Source organism: Pseudonocardia sp. EC080619-01, from assembly GCF_001420995.1.
In the GTDB taxonomy this organism is placed as follows: Bacteria; Actinomycetota; Actinomycetes; order Mycobacteriales; family Pseudonocardiaceae; genus Pseudonocardia.
On sequence record NZ_CP012184.1, the window covers coordinates 821788 to 841987 of the forward strand.

The 20200-nt window shown below is 73.0% G+C and carries 19 protein-coding genes and 1 tRNA gene; 12 read left to right on the plus strand and 8 right to left on the minus strand.

The features are described from left to right. Positions 1-13: 13 nt before the first annotated feature. From AD017_RS03795 to AD017_RS03810, 4 genes are all read right to left on the minus strand, one after another. On the minus strand, positions 14-1198 hold the full coding sequence (locus tag AD017_RS03795; protein ID WP_060572900.1) for an acyl-CoA dehydrogenase family protein: 1185 nt from the start codon (positions 1196-1198) through the stop codon (positions 14-16). Next, positions 1195-4101, minus strand: coding sequence for a CoA transferase (locus AD017_RS36000; protein WP_238591882.1), 2907 nt, complete (start codon positions 4099-4101; stop codon positions 1195-1197). Before AD017_RS36000 ends, AD017_RS03795 begins: the two co-directional genes overlap by 4 nt. A gap of 38 nt (positions 4102-4139) precedes the next feature. Then, positions 4140-5444: an MFS transporter gene (locus tag AD017_RS03805; protein ID WP_010224731.1), complete on the minus strand. Its 1305-nt coding sequence runs from the start codon at positions 5442-5444 to the stop codon at positions 4140-4142. Positions 5445-5551: 107 nt separating this feature from the next. Next, on the minus strand, positions 5552-6445 hold the full coding sequence (locus tag AD017_RS03810) for a LysR substrate-binding domain-containing protein (RefSeq protein ID WP_060572903.1): 894 nt from the start codon (positions 6443-6445) through the stop codon (positions 5552-5554). Positions 6446-6508: 63 nt separating this feature from the next. Here AD017_RS03810 and AD017_RS03815 point away from each other — a divergent pair. After that, positions 6509-6583, plus strand: a tRNA-Ile gene (locus tag AD017_RS03815). 129 nt (positions 6584-6712) lie between these two features. Here the strand turns inward: AD017_RS03815 and AD017_RS03820 are convergent. Beyond that, positions 6713-7681, minus strand: a complete 969-nt coding sequence (locus AD017_RS03820; RefSeq protein ID WP_060572904.1) for an NAD(+)/NADH kinase — start codon at positions 7679-7681, stop codon at positions 6713-6715. Between the two features lie 111 nt (positions 7682-7792). Here AD017_RS03820 and AD017_RS03825 point away from each other — a divergent pair, with 111 nt between their 5' ends. The 4 genes from AD017_RS03825 to AD017_RS03840 all read left to right on the plus strand — a co-directional run bounded on the left by AD017_RS03825 (position 7793) and on the right by AD017_RS03840 (position 10306). Further along, entirely contained in the window at positions 7793-8239 is a 447-nt protein-coding gene (locus AD017_RS03825; RefSeq protein WP_060572906.1) for a hypothetical protein, read from the plus strand. Then, positions 8236-8502 (plus strand): hypothetical protein, encoded by a 267-nt coding sequence (locus AD017_RS03830; RefSeq protein WP_060572908.1) that lies wholly within the window; start codon positions 8236-8238, stop codon positions 8500-8502. The genes AD017_RS03825 and AD017_RS03830 overlap by 4 nt, the downstream gene beginning before the upstream one ends. Next, positions 8499-8831, plus strand: coding sequence for a rhodanese-like domain-containing protein (locus AD017_RS03835; RefSeq protein WP_060572910.1), 333 nt, complete (start codon positions 8499-8501; stop codon positions 8829-8831). The genes AD017_RS03830 and AD017_RS03835 overlap by 4 nt, the downstream gene beginning before the upstream one ends. Positions 8832-8950: 119 nt before the next feature. Beyond that, positions 8951-10306: an MFS transporter gene (locus AD017_RS03840; protein ID WP_060572917.1), complete on the plus strand. Its 1356-nt coding sequence runs from the start codon at positions 8951-8953 to the stop codon at positions 10304-10306. A 4-nt stretch (positions 10307-10310) separates the two neighbouring features. Here AD017_RS03840 and AD017_RS03845 read toward each other — a convergent pair whose 3' ends face one another. Continuing rightward, on the minus strand, positions 10311-11171 hold the full coding sequence (locus tag AD017_RS03845) for an LLM class flavin-dependent oxidoreductase (protein ID WP_060572918.1): 861 nt from the start codon (positions 11169-11171) through the stop codon (positions 10311-10313). Positions 11172-11632: 461 nt separating this feature from the next. On the opposite strand from AD017_RS03845, the gene AD017_RS03850 reads away from it, so the two are divergent. The 4 genes from AD017_RS03850 to AD017_RS03860 all read left to right on the plus strand — a co-directional run bounded on the left by AD017_RS03850 (position 11633) and on the right by AD017_RS03860 (position 16247). Further along, positions 11633-11974, plus strand: a complete 342-nt coding sequence (locus AD017_RS03850; protein WP_139317203.1) for a hypothetical protein — start codon at positions 11633-11635, stop codon at positions 11972-11974. 329 nt (positions 11975-12303) lie between these two features. Further along, the gene (locus AD017_RS35165; protein WP_168170499.1) at positions 12304-12465 is read left to right on the plus strand and encodes a hypothetical protein; all 162 of its coding nucleotides are present in this window, start codon (positions 12304-12306) and stop codon (positions 12463-12465) included. Positions 12466-12606: 141 nt separating this feature from the next. After that, complete coding sequence (locus AD017_RS03855) at positions 12607-13773, plus strand: mandelate racemase/muconate lactonizing enzyme family protein (protein WP_060572920.1); 1167 nt, start codon at positions 12607-12609, stop codon at positions 13771-13773. A gap of 110 nt (positions 13774-13883) precedes the next feature. Beyond that, the gene (locus tag AD017_RS03860) at positions 13884-16247 is read left to right on the plus strand and encodes an FdhF/YdeP family oxidoreductase (protein WP_060576218.1); all 2364 of its coding nucleotides are present in this window, start codon (positions 13884-13886) and stop codon (positions 16245-16247) included. Positions 16248-16392: 145 nt separating this feature from the next. On the opposite strand, the gene AD017_RS03865 is transcribed toward AD017_RS03860, so the two are convergent. Together AD017_RS03865 and AD017_RS03870 are read right to left on the minus strand one after the other, a co-directional pair. Beyond that, complete coding sequence (locus AD017_RS03865) at positions 16393-16710, minus strand: PASTA domain-containing protein (protein ID WP_060572922.1); 318 nt, start codon at positions 16708-16710, stop codon at positions 16393-16395. A 50-nt stretch (positions 16711-16760) separates the two neighbouring features. Continuing rightward, on the minus strand, positions 16761-17324 hold the full coding sequence (locus tag AD017_RS03870; protein ID WP_010239447.1) for a metal-dependent hydrolase: 564 nt from the start codon (positions 17322-17324) through the stop codon (positions 16761-16763). A 165-nt stretch (positions 17325-17489) separates the two neighbouring features. On the opposite strand from AD017_RS03870, the gene AD017_RS03875 reads away from it, so the two are divergent. From AD017_RS03875 to AD017_RS03885, 3 genes are read left to right on the plus strand one after another with little or no spacing between them, the layout of a single operon-like run. Further along, a complete protein-coding gene (locus AD017_RS03875; protein WP_010239444.1) occupies positions 17490-17828 on the plus strand; it encodes a hypothetical protein in 339 nt (112 codons plus the stop codon). A 45-nt stretch (positions 17829-17873) separates the two neighbouring features. Next, the gene (locus tag AD017_RS03880) at positions 17874-19172 is read left to right on the plus strand and encodes a D-arabinono-1,4-lactone oxidase (RefSeq protein ID WP_060572925.1); all 1299 of its coding nucleotides are present in this window, start codon (positions 17874-17876) and stop codon (positions 19170-19172) included. Beyond that, positions 19154-20164 carry an alanine racemase gene (locus AD017_RS03885; RefSeq protein WP_060572926.1) on the plus strand — a complete coding sequence of 337 codons (1011 nt, stop codon included), beginning with the start codon at positions 19154-19156 and terminating at the stop codon, positions 20162-20164. The genes AD017_RS03880 and AD017_RS03885 overlap by 19 nt, the downstream gene beginning before the upstream one ends. Positions 20165-20200: the final 36 nt, after the last annotated feature.

The following is a 20200-nucleotide window of genomic DNA, read 5'->3' on the forward strand; positions in this document are numbered from 1 at the left end:
CGGCACTACCACCTCAGCGGAACGCGCCGATCCCGGTGAGCGCCTTGCCGACGGTGAGCTGGTGGACCTCCGAGGTGCCCTCGTAGGTCAGCACCGACTCGAGGTTCGCCGCGTGCCGCAGCACCGGGTACTCGAGCGTGATCCCGTTCGCGCCCAGGATCGTGCGGCTCGTCCGGGCGATCTCCAGCGACTCCCGGACGTTGTTCAGCTTGCCGATGCTGATCTGTTCCGGCGTGATCGTGCCCGCGTCCTTGAGCCTGCCCAGGTGCAGGGCCAGCAGCATCGCCTTGTCCAGCTCGACGGCCATGTCGGCGAGCTTCGCCTGGGTGAGCTGGAACCCGGCGAGCGGCCGGTCGAACACCGGGCGCGCGAGCGCGTAGCCGATCGCGGACTCCAGGCAGTCCCGGGCGGCTCCGGGCGCACCGAACACGATCCCGAACCGCGCCTCCGACAGGCAGCTCAACGGACCGCGCAGGCCGGTGACCCCGGGGAGCACGGCTGTGGCCGGGAGCCGGACCGCGTCGAGCACCAGTTCCGAGGTCACCGAGGCCCGCAGCGAGAGCTTGCCGGGGACGGCGCGGGCGGTGAATCCGGGCGTGCCCGCCGGGACGACGAACCCGCGGATGCCGTCGTCGGTCCGCGCCCAGACGACCGCGACGTCGGCGACCGAGCCGTTGGTGATCCACATCTTGGTGCCGTCGAGGACCCAGTCGGCGTCCGGGCCGTTGCCGTCGCGGCGGGCCCGGGTGCGCATCCCCGACGGGTCGGACCCGAAGTCCGGCTCGGTGAGGCCGAAGCAGCCGATCGCCCGGCCGGCCGCCATCGCCGGCAGCCACTCCTGCCGGTGCTCCTCGGACCCGAACGCGTGGATCGCGTACATCGCCAGCGAGCCCTGCACCGAGACCAGGCTGCGGATGCCGGAGTCGACGGCCTCCAGCTCGTGGCACGCGGCGCCGTAGGCGGTGGCCGAGGTCCCGGCGCAGCCGTGGCCCTCCAGGTGCATGCCGAGCACCCCCAGCTCGCCCAGCTCGACCGCGAGCTCGCGCACCGGCAGCTCGCCGGTCTCGAACCAGCCGGCCACGTGCGGCCGGAGCCGCTCGTCGCAGAACCGGCGGACGGTGTCGCGGATCGCGCGCTCCTCCTCGCCGAGCAGGGCGTCGAGGTCGAGCAGGTCCAGGGAGCGGGTCGCGGTGGTCACGGGGTCCTCCGGGGGGTGACGTGCAGGGCGTCGAGCACGTCGTCGGTGTGCTGTCCGAGCAGGGGCGGCGCGGTCCGCACGGCGGGGCGCGTGCCGTGGTAGTTGACGGGGAACCCGACCTGGCGGATCGGGCCGGCGGTCGGGTGTTCCACGGTCGAGACGATCCCGAGCGCTTCGGTGTGCGGGCTGGTGTAGACCTCGTGGAGGTCGCGGATCGGGGCGGCCGGGACACCGTCGGCCCGCAGCAGCTCGCACCACTGCGCGACGGTGCGCGGGGCGAGCGCCTTCTCGATCAGCGCGACCAGGTCGGCCCGGTGGGTGACCCGGTCGGCGTTGGTGCGGAACCGCGGGTCCTCGGCGAGCTCGGGCCGCTCCAGCGCCGAGCACAGCCGTGTCCACAGCGTGTCGTTGCCGACGGCGATCACGACGTAGCCGTCCGCGGCCGGGAACGCCTGGTAGGGCACCAGGTTGGGGTGTCCGGAGCCGAGCCGGCGCGGCGTCTCGCCGGTCGCGAAGTAGCCGGTCGCCCAGTTGATGTGCAGCGCCAGCTGGGTCTCGTACAGCGACGTCGTCAGGTACTGCCCGAGCCCGGTGCGTGACCGCTCGACCAGCGCCGACAGCACCCCGATCGCGCCGAACAGGGCGGCGCCGAGGTCGCCCATCGCGTAGCCGGCCTTCAGCGGCGGCCCGTCGGGCTCCCCGGTGAGTGACATGAGCCCGGCGGTGGCCTGGGCGACCATGTCGTAGCCGGGCTCGTCGCGCATCGGTCCGTCGTCGCCGAACGCCGAGATGTGCAGGACGACCAGGTGCGGGTGCCGCTCGGACAGCTCACGGTGGTCGAACAGCCGCTGCAGGCTGCTGCCGGGCCGGAAGTTCTCGACGACGACGTCGGCGTCGCGCAGCATCGCCTCGACCGTCGCGCGGCCCTCGTCGGACTTCAGGTCGACGGTCACCGACCGCTTGTTCCGGTTCGCCGCCAGGTAGTAGGTGGCGTCGGAGCCCTGGAACGGCGGGCCCCACTGCCGGGTCGGGTCGCCGCCGTCGGGGTGCTCGACCTTCACGACGTCGGCGCCCAGGTCGGCGAGGGTCATGCCGACGTAGGGCCCGGCGAGGATCTTCGACAGGTCGACGACCCGGATCCCGTCGAGCGGGCGCGCGGTGCGCGGTGCGCCGGTCCCCTCCTCCGCGGAGACGCCGGGGATCCGCACGGGCTCCGGCAGCGGACCGCCGTCGGCGATGACGCCGAGGTGGTCGAGCGCGGCGACAGGGGTGGCGCCCGGGTCGTCGAGCCGGTGCAGCACCGTCTCGGCGACGAGCAACGACCGGTGGTCACCGTCGGCGTGGAGCCGGTGCTCGGCCTGCTCCAGCAGCAGCGTCGCCATCAGGGTCTCTGCGACGTCGCCGGCCCAGCGGGCGATGCCGATCTCCTGCTCGCCGGCCGGGCTCCCGAGGAGCCGGTCCGCGTCCGCGGCGAGCCGGGACCAGCGCTCCCCCAGCCGCCGCGCCGCGCCGTCGGTGAGCGGGTGACGCACGGCGTCGAGGCGGGCCCGGTAGGTCGTCGCGAGGAGCCGGTGGGTGCCCTCCTTGCGCAGGCAGCGCAGGATGTCCAGCGCGATGACGTTCGACGAGCCCTCCCAGATGGACCCGAGATGGGCGTCGCGCAGGAGCCGGGGATCGACGAAGTTCTCGATGTAGCCGTTGCCGCCACGGATCTCCATCGTCTCGCCGGTCACGAATCGGGCCCGCTTGCAGACCGTGTACTTGGCGAGCGGCGTGAGGATCCGGATCAGCGACCGGGCCGCGGGATCGGCTGCGTCGCCGGTGACCTCGCCGAACGTGACGGCGTCGGCGGCGTCGAGCCGGTCGGCGCACTCCAGCACCAGGGCCAGCGACGCCTCGGCGTCCAGCAGCAGCGGCAGCAGCGTGGCCCGCATCAGCGGCTTGTCGAACAGCGCCGTCCCGGACACGACCCGCTCCCGGGTGTGGTCCACGGCCTCCCGCACGGCCCGCCGCATCAGCGCCGCCGAGCGCATGGCGTTGGACAGGCGCGAGACGTTGACCATCTCGGCCATCTGCAGGAACCCGCGGGACAGCTCGCCGACCGGTTGCGCCCAGGCCCCCTCCAGCGTCACCTCGCCGCTGGCCATCGACCGCGTCCCCAGCTTGTCCTTGAGCCGGTCGACGCGGACCGCGTTGCGGCTGCCGTCGGGGCGTGTCCGCGGCACCAGGAACATCCCGAGCCCGCGGGTCCCCTCGCCCTGTCCCGGTACCCGGGCCAGGGTGAGCACGACGTCCGCGGTGACGTTGGAGCAGAACCACTTCCGCCCGGTCAGCGTCCAGTGGTCGCCGTGGTCGGTCGCCTCGGTGGCGGTCCGCCCGACGTCGGTGCCGCCGTCGATCTCGGTCATGAACATCGCGCCGGTGGCGGCGGTGGCCGGGTCGGTGGAGCTGAGGGCGTCGATCTCGGCGGCGAACCGGCCGGCGTCGAACAGGCGCAGGATGCGGGCCGCGGAGTCGGTCATCGACAGCGGGCACGCGATGCCGAACTCGGACTGCACGAACAGGTACGACAGCGCGTACTTGACGACGTGCGGGGTGCGGCCGGGCCACCCGTTGACGCCCGGGCGGTGCGACATCGCGGCCAGGCCGAACCGGTGGAACGCGACCTCGGCGAGGCCGTCGTAGGCGGGGTGGAACTCGATCTCGTCGATCCGTTCCCCGGACGGCGCGAACGGGACGTGCCGGGGCGGGTGGCGGTCGGCTGTCCGGGCGAGCCGGTCCACCTCTCCCCCGGCCGCGGCGCCCATGGCGTCGAGCAGCGGGCCGGCACGGTCCCGGTCGGCGGGGGCCAGCACGCGGTCCAGCATCGGGCGCAGTGCCGGGTCCCGGTCGGCGACGTTCACGGAGAGTTCCTCCCGGAGTGGGGTCGGGTGCGGGGCGGTCATCGGTCCGCCCAGGTGCTGCGCCGGATCAGGGCGGCGGTGCAGACGATCGAGACGACGACGTAGCCCAGGCCGAGCACGACGACCGACCAGATGCTGCCGGTGGTGACCAGCAGGGTCTGCGAGACCAGTGGCGCGGTGCCGGCGAACACCGTGGTGCAGAGCTGGTAGGCCAGCGAGGTGGCGGTGTAGCGGACGTCGACCGGGAAGACCTCGGAGAGGATCCCGGCCAGGGCGGCGTAGAACATCGCGTGCGGCACCGTCGCCAGCGCCATCCCGAGCATCGCCAGGCCGAGCGAACCGGTCTGCACGAGCACGAACATCAGGGGCAGCAGCACGATCTCGGGGAGCAGCATCCAGAGCACGGCGCGCCGCAGGTCGATCCGGCTGGCCAGCACCGCCCCGAACGGCTGCACGATCACCTGGACGACGAGCGCCACGGTGATCACGGTCAGGAACGTGGTCCGGTCGAACCCGATCTCGGTCGTGGCCCAGGACAGCGCGAACGTCGTCTTCACGTAGGTGATCGCCACGCCCGCGGCACCGGCGCCGACCCCGATCGCGACCAGCAGGCGGTGCTTGCGCAGGACCTCCGCGATCGGCAGCTTCGCGGTGCGCCGCGACTCCAGCAGCGCGGTCATCTCGGGCGTCTCGGCCATCCGCAGCCGGATGAACAGGCCCACCATCAGCAGGAGCAGCGACGCGATGAAGGGCACCCGCCAGCCCCAGGAGGCGAAGGCCTCCTCGTCGAGCTGGGAGATGCCGAGGAAGGCCAGGGTGGCGAGCAGGTTGCCCACCGGCGAGCCCTGCTGGGCGAACGCCCCGTAGAGGATCCGCTTGTGGCGGGGCGCGTACTCGGTCGCGATCAGGACCGCGCCGCCCCACTCACCGCCCATGGCGACGCCCTGCACCATGCGCAGCACGATCAGCAGCACCGGGGCCAGGACGCCGATCTGCGCGTAGGTCGGGAGCAGGCCGACGCCCGCCGTCGCGACCGCCATCATCGACAGCGTCGTGACGAGCGCCGTCTTGCGGCCGACGCGGTCGCCGATGTGCCCGAACACGATCCCGCCGATCGGGCGGGCGAGGAATCCGACCCAGAACGTCCCGAACGCGGCGAGCGTGCCGAGCACCGGGTTCATGTCGGGGAAGAACAGCTGCCCGAACACCAGCGCGGACGCGGTGCCGTAGATGTAGAAGTCGAACCACTCGACGGTCGTCCCGATGAAGGCGGTGACGCCGGCCTTCCGGGCCTCCCTCGGCATCGCCGTCGTCGTCTCGGTGCGGGGTACGGAGTCGGTCATCGCAGACTTCCTTGTCGGCGTGCGGGGGTCTGCGACGACTGTGTCAGCGAGGATTATGCCTGGTCAAAGACCAATTAAGTCCGGCATTGAGACCGCTTTAGCAACAGTCAGGACTGTGCCGTCGGCAGCACCCGCTCGGCGACGTCGAGCACGGCCCACAGCGCCCGCGACGGGTTGTCCGCCCGCCAGGCGAGCGCGATCGGCAGCGCGGGCGGCTCGTCGCTCAGGGGCCGGAAGACCACGTGCCCGGTGTGGATGCGCTGCGCCGACGAGACCATCAGCGCCACGCCCACCTCGGCCCCGACCAGGGTCAGCATCGTGTACGAGTCCGGCGCCTCCTGGGCGATGCGCGGCGTGAACCCCGCGTCGAAGCACGCCCGGTGCGCGGCGTCGCGGACCGCCGACCCGCCGTCGGCGGGGAACGACACGAACGGCTCCGACGCGAGCTCGGCCAGCGCGACCGACTCCTGCCCGGCCAGCCGGTGCCGGTCCGGCAGCGCGACGACGATGCGCTCCAGGCGCACGACCCGCGCGTCCAGCCCGGTCCGCACCGGGACCGCCGCGAACCCGATGTCGAGCCGCCCGTCGGCGACGTCGTTGAGCGCCTGCCCCGAGTACGTCTGCCCGCGCAGCACCAGTTCAATCCCCGGCAGCTCCGAGGTGACGGCCCGGGTCAGCAGGGGCAGCACGTCGTAGCTGCTGGCACCGGCGAACCCGATGCTGACCCTGCCGACCTCGCCGTGCCCGGCCGCGCGCACCGCCCGCTCGGCCAGCGCCGCCTCGTCGAGCAGGCGGCGGGCGTGCTCCAGCAGCGCGTCGCCCTGCGCGGTCAGCGCGACGCTGCGGGTGCTGCGCTCGAACAGCTGCGTGCCGAGCTCGTCCTCCAGCGTCCGGATCCGCCGGCTCAGCGGGGACTGGGCCATGTGCAGGCGCTCCGCCGCGCGTCCGAAGTGGAGTTCCTCGGCCACGGCGACGAAGGCCGCGAGGTGACGCAGCTCCATGGGGGTCATTGTTCCCGCCGCTCGTCGTGAGGGGTGGTCGCCTCGGGTAATCTGCGCGCCGCAGCGGCGGTAGCTCAACTGGTCAGAGCAGCGGACTCATAACCCGTCAGGTTGCCGGTTCGAGCCCGGCCCGCCGCACGGCCGCGATGCCAGGTGGTGGAGCACCGCGACCCACCGGTCGCCACAGACCGTCCGCTCGCCGAACGTCTGCCATCCGCCACTGCCCTGCCCGGTCACGCCGGGACCCTGGTGGCGCCGAGGCGCCCGTCAGCCCCGCGGCTCCCGGCCCCGTTCGAGCACCTCCCGCAGCCGGACGGGATCGGACTGCAGGTCCGCAGGCAGCAGCTCGACGATCTGCTCCGGGCGCAGCGGCAGGTCGAGCAGGCTGAGCTTGATCCGGCTGCGCCGGGCGTGGGCGTCCGGGTCGAGCCGGACGACCTGGGCGGCGTCGGCGCGCAGGCGCGCGGTCAGGGTCGCGTCGGGACCGAGGTCGCCCCACCGGGTGCCGTCGAGCTGCAGCTCCGCGCTGCGGCTCGACGGATCGAGGTGCAGGGCGACGGTGTCCCCGGCCGGGAGGACGATCGACCGGCTCACGCCCGACATCGGGGCGACCGGGGTGATCGTCAGGACGTCGGCGCCGGGCGACACGACCGGCCCGCCGGCGGCGTAGTTGTAGGCGGTCGAGCCGGTCGGGGTGCTGAGCACGAGCGCGTCGCACCGGTAGTAGCCGTAGTGCGCACCGTCGACGACCAGGTCGGCGACGACCGACGACCCGGGCGAGTTCCGGCACAGCACCAGGTCGTTGAACGCCGACCCGGACACCTCGTCGTGGTCGGCGTCGATGCAGCTGTGCGGCTCGACGACGTAGTCCCCCTCCCCGAGCCGGTCGAGCGCCGCGGGCAGCCCCGACGGCTCGACCTCGACGAGGAAGCCGACGTTGCCGTGGTTGACCCCGATCACCGGGACCGGGCGGGCCGCGACCAGGCGCATCGCGCCGAGCATCGTCCCGTCTCCCCCGAGGCTGACGACCGCGTCGACGCGGTCGAGGAACCCGGGCTCGTCGAGCACGGTGACGTCGGTCCCGAGCCGGGCCGCGTCCTGCGGCCGGACGACGACGTCCGCGTCGTGCCCCGCCGCCCACGCCAGGACGGTGCGCACCGAGTCGTCCACCGCCTTCGACGGGTGCACGACGAGTCCGATGTGCAGGTCGGCGCCGTCGGCGCGGGTGACCACCATGACCGTTCCTCCCGATGCGTGCGACGGGGCGGGTGCCCACCGCACACCACCCCATCATCGCGAACCCCGGGCACGCCGTCCCCGGGCGTACTTTCAGCTAGGCTGAAACTCATGGAAGCCTTCCTGCTGTCCGTCCACGTCGTGGCGGGCATCCTCTTCGTCGGCCCGGTCGCCGTGACGACCAGCCTGTTCCCCCGGTACGCACCGGTGACCGTCGCAGCGGCCGGCGCGGAGCGGAGCCCCGACGTCGCCCGCCTGCTGCACCGCATCACCCGGGTCTACGGCGTGCTGGCGATCGCGGTCCCGGTCGTCGGCCTCGTGCTGGCCGCCGTCCAGGGCCGGACGACGGAGGTGTGGGTCGTCGTCGCGATGGTGCTGACCGCCCTCGCCGGCGGGCTGCTCGCACTGCGGATCGCGCCGGACCAGCGCGAGGCGCTCGACCGCCCCGACGACGGCACCCGGCTACGGCGGCTCGCCATGACGTCCGGCGTGTTCAACCTGCTGTGGGCGGTCGTCGTCGTCCTCATGATCGTGCGGCCCGGATCGGACAGCACGTGACCGGGCTGCTGCGCATCCTGGCCGCGCTGTCCGTACTCGAGCTCGTCAGCGTGCTCGCACTGCTGGTGAACCTCGCGACCGTGCACGACGCGACGGTCGCGAGCGTCCTCGGCCCGGCCCACGGTGCGCTCTACCTCGCCGTGGCCGTCACCGCCCTGCTCGGACGCGGACTGACACCGTGGACCCGGATCGGCGCGATACTCCCCGTCCTGAGCGGCCCGCTCACGATGGTCAACGTGCGACGGGAGGCACGGACACCGTGAACCTGCGCCACCACCTGCGCCGGGCACCGGCCGTCGATGCGGCCGACGCGGTCCGGCTCGTCGCGGACGGCGCGCTCGTCGTCGACGTCCGGCGAGCCTTCGAGTGGAAGCGACAGCACATCCCGGACGCCGTGCACATGCCCCTCGAGGTCCTGCCCGAACGCTGTGTCGAACTCCCGGACGACCGTCTCCTCATCACGTTCTGCACCAGTGGGCTCCGCTCCGCCGGAGCGGCGAACCTGTTGCGGGAGAACGGGTTCGACGCGGTCAACATGACCCGAGGACTGATCGACTGGCGGGCGGCGAGTGGGGCGCTCACGACGGGCTGACCGGTCGAGCCGTCCGCCCCGGGCGGAGAGCCCGAAACGGCACCGGTGACGGATCGGTCCGGATCCGGCAGGCTGTGCCCGGACCGCAACGACGCGGCCGACCGGCACCGGAGGGGTCGATGACGACCGGACAGCGACGTGAGGACTTCCTGCCCGCCGACCGGGGACAGCAGGCCCCCAATGCCGGACGCTTCCTGCTGCTGTTGTTCGCGGCCAACACCTTCAACTTCTACGACCGCGCCATCCCGGCGATCGTGGCCGAGCCGATCAAGGTCGAGTTCGCACTGTCCGATCTGGACATCGGCATCCTCGCGGCGGCGTTCACCGTCGTCTACGCCCTGTGCGGGCTGCCGCTCGGCCGGCTCGCCGACCACCGCTCCCGGGCGAAGATCATGGGCTGGGGCCTGGTGGCGTGGAGCGCGCTGACGGCGGCGAGCGGCGCCGCCTGGAACTACACCTCGCTGCTCCTGCTGCGGATCGGCGTGGGCGTCGGCGAGGCGAGCTACGCCCCCGCCGCCAACTCGACGATCGCGGACCTCTACCCGGCCGAGAAGCGGGCCCGCGCCATCGGGCTGTTCCAGCTCGGCCTTCCGGTCGGGCTGATCCTGGCCTACTTCTCGGTCGGCGCGATCACCGAGGCGTTCGGGTCGTGGCGGGCACCGTTCGTCCTCGCCGCAGTGCCCGGGATCCTGATCGCGATCGGCTTCTTCCTCGTCCGCGAGCCCCGGCGTGGCGCGTCCGAGGCGACTCCGGCAGCCACGGGGCGCGAGAAGGTCGACCGTCCGTTCCGGAGGATCCTGGCCGTCCCGACGATGTGGTGGCTGATCATCGCGGGGATCGGCGCCAACCTCGCCGCGTACTCGGTCAACACGTTCACCGTGCCGCTGTTCCAGCGCTACTTCGGCGCGTCGCTGACCGGTGCGGCCGCGCTGACCGGCGTCGTCGTCGGGATCACCGGGCTGGTCGGGCTGCTCGCTGGCGGGTGGCTCTCCGACCGTGCCGCCCGGCGGTCGTCCGGGGCGCGGGTGCTGGTCGGCGCCGTGGCCACGCTGCTCTCGGTGCCGCTCACCTGGTTCGCGCTCACCCTCGGCCCCGAGGCGACCGGGACGTTCGTGCTGCTGTTCGGTGTCGGCTGGCTGCTGCAGTACCTCTACTACACCTCGGCGTACCCGGCCGTCGCCGACGTCGTCCCACCGCGCCTGCGCTCCACCGCGACCGCCGTCTTCTTCGCCGCGTTCTACCTGCTGGGCGGCGCCATCGGCCCGGTGATCGCGGGGGCGCTCTCCGACTCGTTCGCGGCGACGGCGCTGGCCGCCGGCACGGGGCAGGCCGAGGCGGCCGCGATCGGGCTGCGGCAGGCGCTGTCGGTCATCGTCCCGATCTCGATGCTGATCACGGCGGTCGGCCTGTTCCTGGCGACCCGGACCGTCCAGCGCGACAACGAGCGGATGAAGGCCGCGACGGCGACGGGCTGAGCTCCTACCGTGCCCGCAGGACGGGCCGCGGCCGCAGCAGCGGGACGTCGTCGACGACGGGCTCCGCGGCCTGTGCGACGGGCGCGGGGTGCGCCGGCCCGGCGACCCCGAGGAACGGGCGCACGAACCGCGCCGTCCGTTCCAGCACCTCGCGGTGCACGTCGGCCGGTGCCGTGGTCGGCTGGGCCTGCACGATCGTCTCGCCCGCCCACGGGAGTGCGGGATCGGCGAGGAGGTCGTCGATCACGCGACCGGTCGAGTGGCCCGCGGGGAGCGGCCGGGACAGCGCGACCCGGGGCAGGCCACGGGCGTAGGTCCAGTACCGGGCGAGGTCCGGGACGACGGTGCCCTCCGCGGGCGGCCGCCCTGAGATCACGCCCAGCCCACGGGCGGCCGCGGCGTCCACCTCGGACGACGTCGCCCACCACACCCGCTGCTCGGCCAGCGGCGGCGGGAGCAGTTCGAGCAGCACGTCGAGCGCGGCGAGGGTGTCGGTGTGCCGGTCGTCGTAGTGACGTCCGAACCGGACGGACGCCTCGTCGTCGGCCCCGGCGCCGACGCCCAGCTCCAGCCGGCCGCCGGACAGCGCGTCGAGCACGGCGGCGTCCTCCGCGAGACGACGCGGGTCCTCCAGCGGCAGCGCGACGACGGCCGTCCCGAGCCGGATCAGCCGGGTGCGCTCCGCGACGGCGGCGAGCAGGACCAGCGGCGACGGCAACCGGCCGCCGAGGTGGCCGTCGTGGTGCTGGGCGACCCAGAACGAGTCGTACCCGAGCTCCTCGGCGCGGACGGCCAGGTCGACGGTCTCGCGGTACGCCCGCGCGGGGTCGTCGCCCGTGACGTGGGTGAGATAGCCGAGCCGCACCCCGCGGAGGATAGAAGGTGACGCCCCGGCACCGGACGGGTGACTCGGCGGTGACACGGGGTGCCGGGATCAGCCGAGGCGCTCGACCTGCCGATCGACCTGCCGGTCGACCTCCGCGAGACGCTCCAGCGCGGGCGCAGCCCGGTACTCGGCCTGCACCCGCCGGTACGTCAGCGCCAGGGTCTCCACCGTCGCCGGTCCGCGACCGGCCCGCACGGGGCGGTCTGTCCGGGAAGAGGCAGACAGGATGGCCACACCACAGATGCAGTCACAGTGGTCGAACTCCCTCTCGAGATCCGTGTCGGACGTGGGGCCGGTACACATCGGACGATGAGTAGACTGCCCCGCTTTCAGCACGAGGATGCGTGATTCCCGGCATTTCTCCCGATTGCGTGCAGGATCGACGCGGTTCGTGACACCACAGCTTCCGGTGAACCGGGTTCATCGGTACGTTCCCCGGCATGACCACTGCTGCCAGGACGATTTCCTGTCGATGCGCCGTGCGGATTCTTCGCGCAGTGATCATCGTACTCGCCGCATCGTTCGTCGCCGTACCGGCGACGCTCCCCGGGAACGACGGCTCGACGCCGTCCGTGGAACGGACGACGTCCCAGTCGTCCGAGGAATGTCCCCCGGAGCTGGAACTCCGTGCGACGCAGAGCGGGCCGGACCAGCCTCTCCAGTGGGTGTGCTCCAACGAGGACGGAAGCGTGACGGCGAGACCCGTCGACTGCCCCGAGAGCCACCCGAACCGGCACACCGACAAGAACGGAGAGCTCCTCAGCTGCTACAGCTGGTTCTGACGCGGATCGTCGTCGTCCCGTCGGCAGGACGGAATACGAGCGGGACGTCACCGTCGAGCGCCCATTCGGTCGACATTCTTCCGTTCGCAGGCCCGGCGCGGAATCCGTCCGCCAGACCTCCCGGGCATCACACGAACCGCCCGATCCCCGACGTGACACACAGGGGCATCATGACGTCACCTGCCCTCGCCGATCTTCTCCCCACTGCAGTTCTGATTCTCCAGTTGAGCCTTCTGGTGATACTCGGCGCGATGGCGCCGGCAGTCTTTCCGGCCGCCCACGGGAATCGGACGGTTCTCCTGGCGGTCCGCCGATTCGCCGGATGGTCGGTGCTACTGGCACTCGGCGGTGGGGCGTCGGTGGCACTGCTGGACGCCCCGGCCGTCCCGACCGGGGTGACGTCGTGGATCCCGCTCCTCGTCACCGCGCTGGCGGGAGCCGTCGCGGTCCGGGTGGGCCACCTCCTCCGGCGTCACCGCACCACACCGTGAGAGCTTCTGCCTATCGAACACCCCATCACTACGTCTTGGACGTTCTCCTTCCCGTGCCCGCTAATGGTCGCTGTGACAGCGCACGGTCGGTCACCCCGATCCGTGCGGACGATCCATGCGAAACCGAAGACGGGGAAGTCGATGAAGATCATCTCGGTGCACGAGGGTGTCGTCCCGATCAGCTCGTCGATCCGCAACGCCTGGATCGACTTCAGCGCCATGGACTGCTCTATCGTCGCCGTCGTCAGTGACGTCGTGCGCGACGGCGAGCCGGTCGTCGGGTACGGGTTCAACTCCAACGGCCGCTACAGCGCCGGGGACATCCTGCGCAGGCGCATCGTCCCCCGCCTGCTCGCCGCCGACCCGGACTCCCTGCTCGCCGACGACGGCCGGCTCGACCCGTCCCGCGCCTGGGACGTCGTCATGACCAACGAGAAGCCCGGCGGTCACGGCGAGCGCTCGGTCGCGGTCGGCGTCCTGGACATGGCGCTGTACGACCTCGCCTCCAAGATCGACGGACTTCCCCTCCACCGGTGGCTGTCCGACCGCCACGGCGACGGCGACCCCGACGACGACGTCTTCGTCTACGCGGCCGGCGGCTACTACGCCCCCGGTAAGACCCTCTCCGACCTGCAGGACGAGATGCGCGGGTTCCTCGACCAGGGATACCGCGTCGTGAAGATGAAGATCGGCGGCGCCGACCTCGCCGAGGACCTCCGCCGCATCGAGGCGGTGCTCGACGTCCTGGACGGCGACGGCTCCCGGCTCGCCGTCGACGTCAACGGCAGGTTCGACCTCGCCACCGCCCTCGAGTACGGCGCGGCCATCGAGCCGTACGGCCTGTTCTGGTACGAGGAGGTCGGCGACCCGCTCGACTACCGGCTCAACGCCACCCTGTCCGAGCACTACCGCGGCCCGATCGCCACCGGCGAGAACCTGTTCTCCCTGCAGGACGCCCGCAACCTCGTCCGCTACGGCGGCATGCGCCCCGACCGCGACTGGATCCAGGTCGATCCCGCCCTGAGCTACGGGCTCACCGAGTACCTGCGCATCCAGGAGATGCTCGCGCAGCACGGCTGGTCCTCGCGCCGCTGCATCCCGCACGGCGGCCACCAGTTCTCGCTGCACATCGCCGCCGCACTCAAGCTCGGCGGCAACGAGTCCTACCCCGGCGAGTTCCAGCCGACCGGTGGCTTCGCCGACGGCGCCGTCGTCGAGAACGGCCGGGTCGGGCTCACCGAGACCCCCGGCATCGGGTTCGAGCAGAAGGCCGCGTTCCACGCGGTCCTGCGCGAACTGCACGCCTGACACCCCGCGCGGAGGAACGTGATTGGAACGCCGCCACGTGGGTAGGCCACGGCAATGGATGCACGGCCGATGTGCCCGTCCCGCAAGCGGTCGACGCCGGAGGGATCCGGATGAGCCGGCGGGACCACGACGTCAGCGAGGCGGATCTCGAGGTGCACCCGCCCGAGGACCACGCGGCGGGGCCGACCGCCGTCGCGGTGTCGATGAAGCGGGCGCTGGAGCGGATGGGTCCCGCCCGTACGGCGCGGACGTTCCTGGACCTGAACAAGGCCGAGGGGTTCGACTGCACGAGCTGCGCGTGGCCGGACCCGGACCCCGGCCACCGCGCCGTCGCCGAGTTCTGTGAGAACGGCGCGAAGGCCATCGCGGAGGAGGCCACGAAGGACCGGGCGACGCCCGAGTTCTTCGCCCGGCACAGCATCGCCGAGCTCGACGCCCGCTCCGAGTACTGGCTCGGCCAGCAGGGCCGGATCACGCACCCGATGGTGCGGCGACCGAACGGCACGCACTACGAACCGATCGGCTGGGACGAGGCGTTCCGGCTGATCGCGGGCGAGCTCGACGGCCTGGACTCGCCGGACGAGGCGACCCTGTACACGTCCGGCCGGGCCTCCAACGAGGCCGCGTTCGCCTACCAGCTCTTCGCCAGGGCGTTCGGCACCAACAACCTGCCGGACTGCTCGAACATGTGCCACGAGTCGACGTCGATCGCGTTGCAGGAGTCCATCGGGATCGGCAAGGCCAGCGTCACCCTCCCGGACCTCGTCGGCGCGGACCTCATCGTGATCGCCGGTCAGAACCCCGGCACCAACCACCCGCGCATGCTGACCCAGCTCGAGCACGCCAAGCAGAACGGCGCCAGGATCCTGACGATCAACCCGTTGCGGGAGGCCGGGCTGCTGCGGTTCAAGAACCCGCAGACCCCGAAGGGCGTCGTCGGGCGCGGCACCGACCTGTCCGATCTGCACCTGCCGGTACGGGTCAACGGCGATCTCGCGCTGTTCCAGGCGATCGGCGCCCTGCTCGTCGAGTGGGACGCCCTCGACCACCCGTTCCTCGAGCGCTACACGACGGGCTTCGAGGAGTGGCGCGAGCACGTCTCCCGGATCGACTGGGACGACGTCACCCGCTCCACGGGCTTGTCCCGGGACGAGATCACGGAGGCGGCCGTCCTGCTGCGGGACTCGCGCAAGACCGTCTTCTGCTGGGCGATGGGGTTGACCCAGCACCGCAACGGCGTCGCCACGATCAAGGAGGTCGTCAACCTCGCGCTGGCCCAGGGCAACATCGGGAAGCCGGGCGCGGGGCTGTTCCCGGTCCGGGGCCACTCGAACGTCCAGGGTGACCGGACCATGGGGATCTGGGAGCGCGTGCCGAAGACCTTCCTCGACTCCCTGCAGCGGGAGTTCGGCTTCGACCCGCCCCGCGAGCACGGGTACGACACCGTCGACAGCATCCGTGCGATGCGCGACGGGAAGGTCAAGGTGTTCGTCGGGCTCGGCGGCAACTTCCTGCAGGCCGCACCCGACACCGACGTCACCGCCGCCGCGCTCTCGAACACCCTGCTCACCGTGCAGATCTCGACCAAGCTCAACCGGTCGCACCTGATCGGTGGCAGGACCGCGCTCATCCTGCCCACGCTCGGGCGCACCGAACGCGACGTCCAGGAGTCCGGGCAGCAGTTCATCACCGTCGAGGACTCCACCTGCTCGGTCCACGCCTCCCGCGGGCCGCTGCGGCCGGCGAGCCCGCACCTGCGGTCCGAGGTCTCGATCATCACCTCGATGGCCGAGGCGACCCTCGGCGACCGGTACGGGATCGACTGGGCGGGGATGCGTGCGGACTACCGCCGGATCCGCGACCACATCTCCCGTGTCGTCGTCGGCTGCGAGAGCTACGAGGTCAACGCGCGCAGGCCCGGTGGCTTCGTCCTGCCGCACCCGCCCCGGGACTCCCGCACCTTCGAGACCCCGTCCGGGCGCGGCGAGTTCGCGGTCTCGCCGATCGAGGTGCTGGACGTCCCCGAGGGCCACCTCCTGCTGCAGACCCTGCGCAGCCACGACCAGTTCAACACCACCATCTACGGGATGTCGGACCGCTACCGCGGCATCGAGGGCGGCCGGCGCGTGGTCTTCGCCCACCGCGAGGACATCGCTGCCCTCGGGTTCGACGACGGCGACCACATCGATCTCGTGACGCGGTGGGACGGCGACGAGCACGTCCGCTGCGCCCGGGACTTCCGCCTGGTCGCCTACGAGATCCCCCGCGGCACCGCGGCGGCCTACTACCCGGAGACGAACCCGCTGGTCCCGCTCGACTCGACCGCACTGAAGAGCAACCAGCCCGCGTCGAAGTCGGTCGTCGTCCGGCTCACGACCGCGGGATCGGAGGACTGCGTGCCCGAGGGCGCACAGGGCGCGGTCGGCGGGGACTGGTCGCACAAGTCCCACCCCGAGGTCCCCCACCTGTCCTGACCCACCCTCCGGGACCCGGGACCGCGCCGGGGACGCTCTGTTCGCACGGGATCGGTTCGTTCGCACGGGATCCGATCCCGTGCGAGGGACGCGAACCCGTGCGAAACGAGGCGGGCCGGCTATCCGCTCGCGCCGCGACGATGCGTCACCCCGCTCGTCCGGCCCGCACGGGACCGGGACCTACCGGGGCCGGACCGCCATCGCCGCCGCCACCGCCCGGGTCGCCGGGGTCCGGTGGCGGCGACGTCCACACCTGGACGGTGCTGCCCCACGGGACGGTCTCCCCACCCGGTGGCTGCTGCCCGGTCACCCGCCGCTCCGGCAGGTGCCCGGCGACACCCTCCTCGACGGCGAGCACGCCGCCGTCGAGGGCGGTGTCGTGGGCCCTCGGGACGTCGAGTCCCGCGAGATGCGGGACGGTGACGATGCGCTCGCGTTCCGGCCGTGTCCGTGTCCTCCCCATGACCAGGTATTGCCGCAGGCGCGACGCCGAAACCCGCACGCCGCGCCCGTTCACCACGCCCAGGAGCCGGTGACCAGCGCGACCCCCGTCACCGCGAGCAGCCCGACGACGACGTGCTCGCCCCGGCCGCCGGTGCGGAACCGCAGCACGTCGGGCCAGCGGATCCGGGCCAGCGGCCAGAACGCGAACCGGTTCCCGGCCGACGTCAGCTCGTCGCCGATCGCCCCGATCCAGCAGCCGGCGCCGGCTGCGGCACCCGTCCAGACCGCGGTGTCACCGGGCAGGACGAACCCGGTCCCCCACCAGACGAGCAGCCCGACCGCCGCGGCGAACACCGGCGAGTGCGAGAGGCCGCGGTGCGAGACACCGGTGAGGACCTTCGACGTCCACCGGATCGCCCGGCACAGCAGCCATGTCACCGGCGGCAGTGCCCGCGACGCCGTGCTCGACGGGTGGTCGAGGTCCGGTGCGAACGCCGCGAGCGCGCACACCACCACGACGACCGGGACCAGCACGGGCGGCGGCGGCACGACCGCGCACACGGCGAGGCCGAGGACGGCCCCGGACAGGGCGTGGGTCCGGCCCATCACCTGGTTCTCACGGCGGCGTCGCACTCCCGGGTCGTCGGTTCGAGCATCGCGGCGCGTCCGGCGGGTGGGCCGGCGGCCGGACGGCCGGGCGGGCCGCACCGACCGTAGCCGCGGCGGAGCCGTCCCCCGTCCGGACGACACGCCCACCGGCGAGATGATTCGACGGCCACAGGTGAGGTACCCCGGGGGATGACCGATCAGCTCCCGATCCCGGACTACGACAACCTGCCCGAGAACGCGCTGGCCAACCGGATCCGCACGCTCGACGCGGACGGCGTCGCCCAGCTCCTCGAGTACGAGCGCGGGCACGCGAACCGGATCCAGGTCGTGATGGTGCTCGAGCGCCGGCTCGACGACCTGCGCTCCGGCGACGCGGCGCCGACCGGGGGCGATCCCGCCGGCGCCCAGCCGGAGGTTCCCGGCACGCCGGACCGCGGCTCGCCCGTCGAGGCCACCGACCAGCAGCAGTACAACCAGCCACTGCGACACGGCGTCGCCGGGCAGACGCCGAACCGACCGATCCGCTGAGCCGCCGCTGTTGACCTCCGGGCCCGCCCGGCCGAAGCTGCATCCGTGACGGGTGGCTGGCGGAATTGGGCGGGCAACCAGCGCAGCCGCCCGGCCCGCACCGTCCACACCCGCGACGCCGGCGAGGTCGCCGACGCCGTCCGCGCCGCGGCCCTGTTCGGCCTGCGGGTCACGGCCCTGGGCAGCGGGCACTCGTTCACCGGCATCGGGGCGCCCGACGGCGTCGCGGTCCGGCCACCGTCCGACCCGGACCGGATCCGGCTCGACGGCGACCTGGTGCACGTCCCCGCCGGGGTCACGCTCCGGGCGCTGAACCGGTGGCTGCGGCGCCGCGGCCGGGCCCTGCCCAACCTGGGCGACATCGAGGAGCAGACGGTCGCCGGTGCGATCTCCACCGGCACCCACGGCACCGGGGCCGGGTACCGGGGCATCGCCGCCGGCGTCCGCGGGCTGGAGATCGTCACCGCCGACGGTGCCGTGTACCGGCCGGACGGCGCCGAGCTCGCGCTCGCCGCGGTCGGCCTGGGCGCCCTCGGCGTGATCACCGAGGTCACGCTCGCGACGGTGCCCGCGTTCGACCTGCACGCCGTCGAGTCCGTCCGGCCGCTGGCCGAGGTCGTCGACGGCCTCGGCGAGCTGGCCGCCGCCCACGACCACGTCGAGTTCTACTGGTTCCCGCACACCGACGTCGCCGTGCTGAAGTGCAACGACCGCACCGGCCGGTCCGGCCCGCGGCGCGGCCGCGCCGCGGCCTGGATCGGTGACGAGCTGCTCGGCAACGCCGGGTTCGCCCTCGCCTGCCGCGCCGGCGAGCTGGCCCCGCCGCTCGTCCCCCGGCTGAACGGGTTCCTGGCGGGCCGGATGGCCGCCGCCGAGTACGTCGGGCCCTCGCACGAGGTGTTCTGCAGCCCACGCCGGGTCCGCTTCCTGGAGATGGAGTACGCCGTGCCCCGCGCGGCGCTGCCCGAGGCGTTCGCCGGCCTCCGCGCCGCGGCGGCCCGGCACGCCCGCGACGTCACGTTCCCGGTGGAGGTCCGGGTGCTCGGCGCCGACGACGTCCCGCTCTCCACGGCGTACGACCGGGACAGCGCCTACCTGGCCGCCCACGTCCGCGCCGGACGCCCGTACGAGGCGTACTTCGCCGCCGTCGAGTCGGTGCTGTCCGCGGCCGACGGCAGACCGCACTGGGGCAAGATCCACACCCGGACCGCGGCCCAGCTGCGACCGCGCTACCCGCGGTTCGCGGAGTTCGTCGCCCTGCGGGACCGGCTCGACCCGGAGGGCCGGTTCCGCAACCCCTACCTCGACCGGGTCCTGGGAGTTCCGTGCGCCTCACCGACCTGACCACGCCCGCCCTCGTCGTCGACGCGGGCGCCCTGGAGGCGAACCTCGCCGACATGGCGGCCGCCCTGCCCGGCCCGCGGCTGCGGCCGCACGTGAAGGCGCACAAGACGACCGAGCTGTCCCGGCGGCAGCTCGCCCACGGTCACGCCGGCTTCACCTGCGCCACCGTGCGCGAGGTCGAGGGGATGGCCGCCGCCGGGCTCGGGACGGACCTGTTGCTGGCGAACGAGGTGCTCGACGCCCGCCGGCTCGGCGCCGTGGTCGAGGCCGGGGCCCGGGTGACGGTCGCGATCGACTCGGAGGCGACGCTGCGCGCCGCCGTCGACGGCGGGGTGCGGGAGGTGCTCGTCGACGTCAACGTGGGCATGCCGCGCTGCGGGATCGCCCCCGGCCGGGCGGGCGCGCTCGCCGACGCCGCCCGGGCCGCCGGGCTGACCGTGCGCGGTGTGATGGGCTACGAGGGCCACCTGCAGATGGTCGGCGACGCGGCCGAGCGGGCCCGGCTGACCGCCGGGTGCACCGACCTGCTGCTCGCCGCGCACACCGACGTCGGCGGCGAGATCGTCTCCGGCGGCGGTACCGGCACGCACGCGATGAACACCGCCTGCACCGAGATCCAGGCCGGGTCGTACGCGCTGATGGACACCGCCTACACCGCGGCGGGCCTGCCGTTCCGCCAGGCGCTGACCGTGCTGTCCACAGTGGTCTCGACGACCGCGCCGGCGGGCGACATGCCCGGCTGGGCGGTCGCCGACGCCGGGCTCAAGGCGTTCGGGATGGACCACGGCAACCCGTCGGTGCCCGGCGGGAACGTCTGGTTCTGCTCCGACGAGCACCTCGTGTTCGCGCTCGACGCGCCGCCGCGGGCCGGTGACCGGGTCCGGATCGACCCGGCGCACGTCGACCCGACCGTCGCCCTGCACGAGCGGATGCACGTCGTCGACGGCGACGACGTGCTCGACACCTGGCCGGTCGACCTGCGCGGCTGGTGACCCGCGCGGCCGATGTCACGGGCGTCGCCGGGTGGC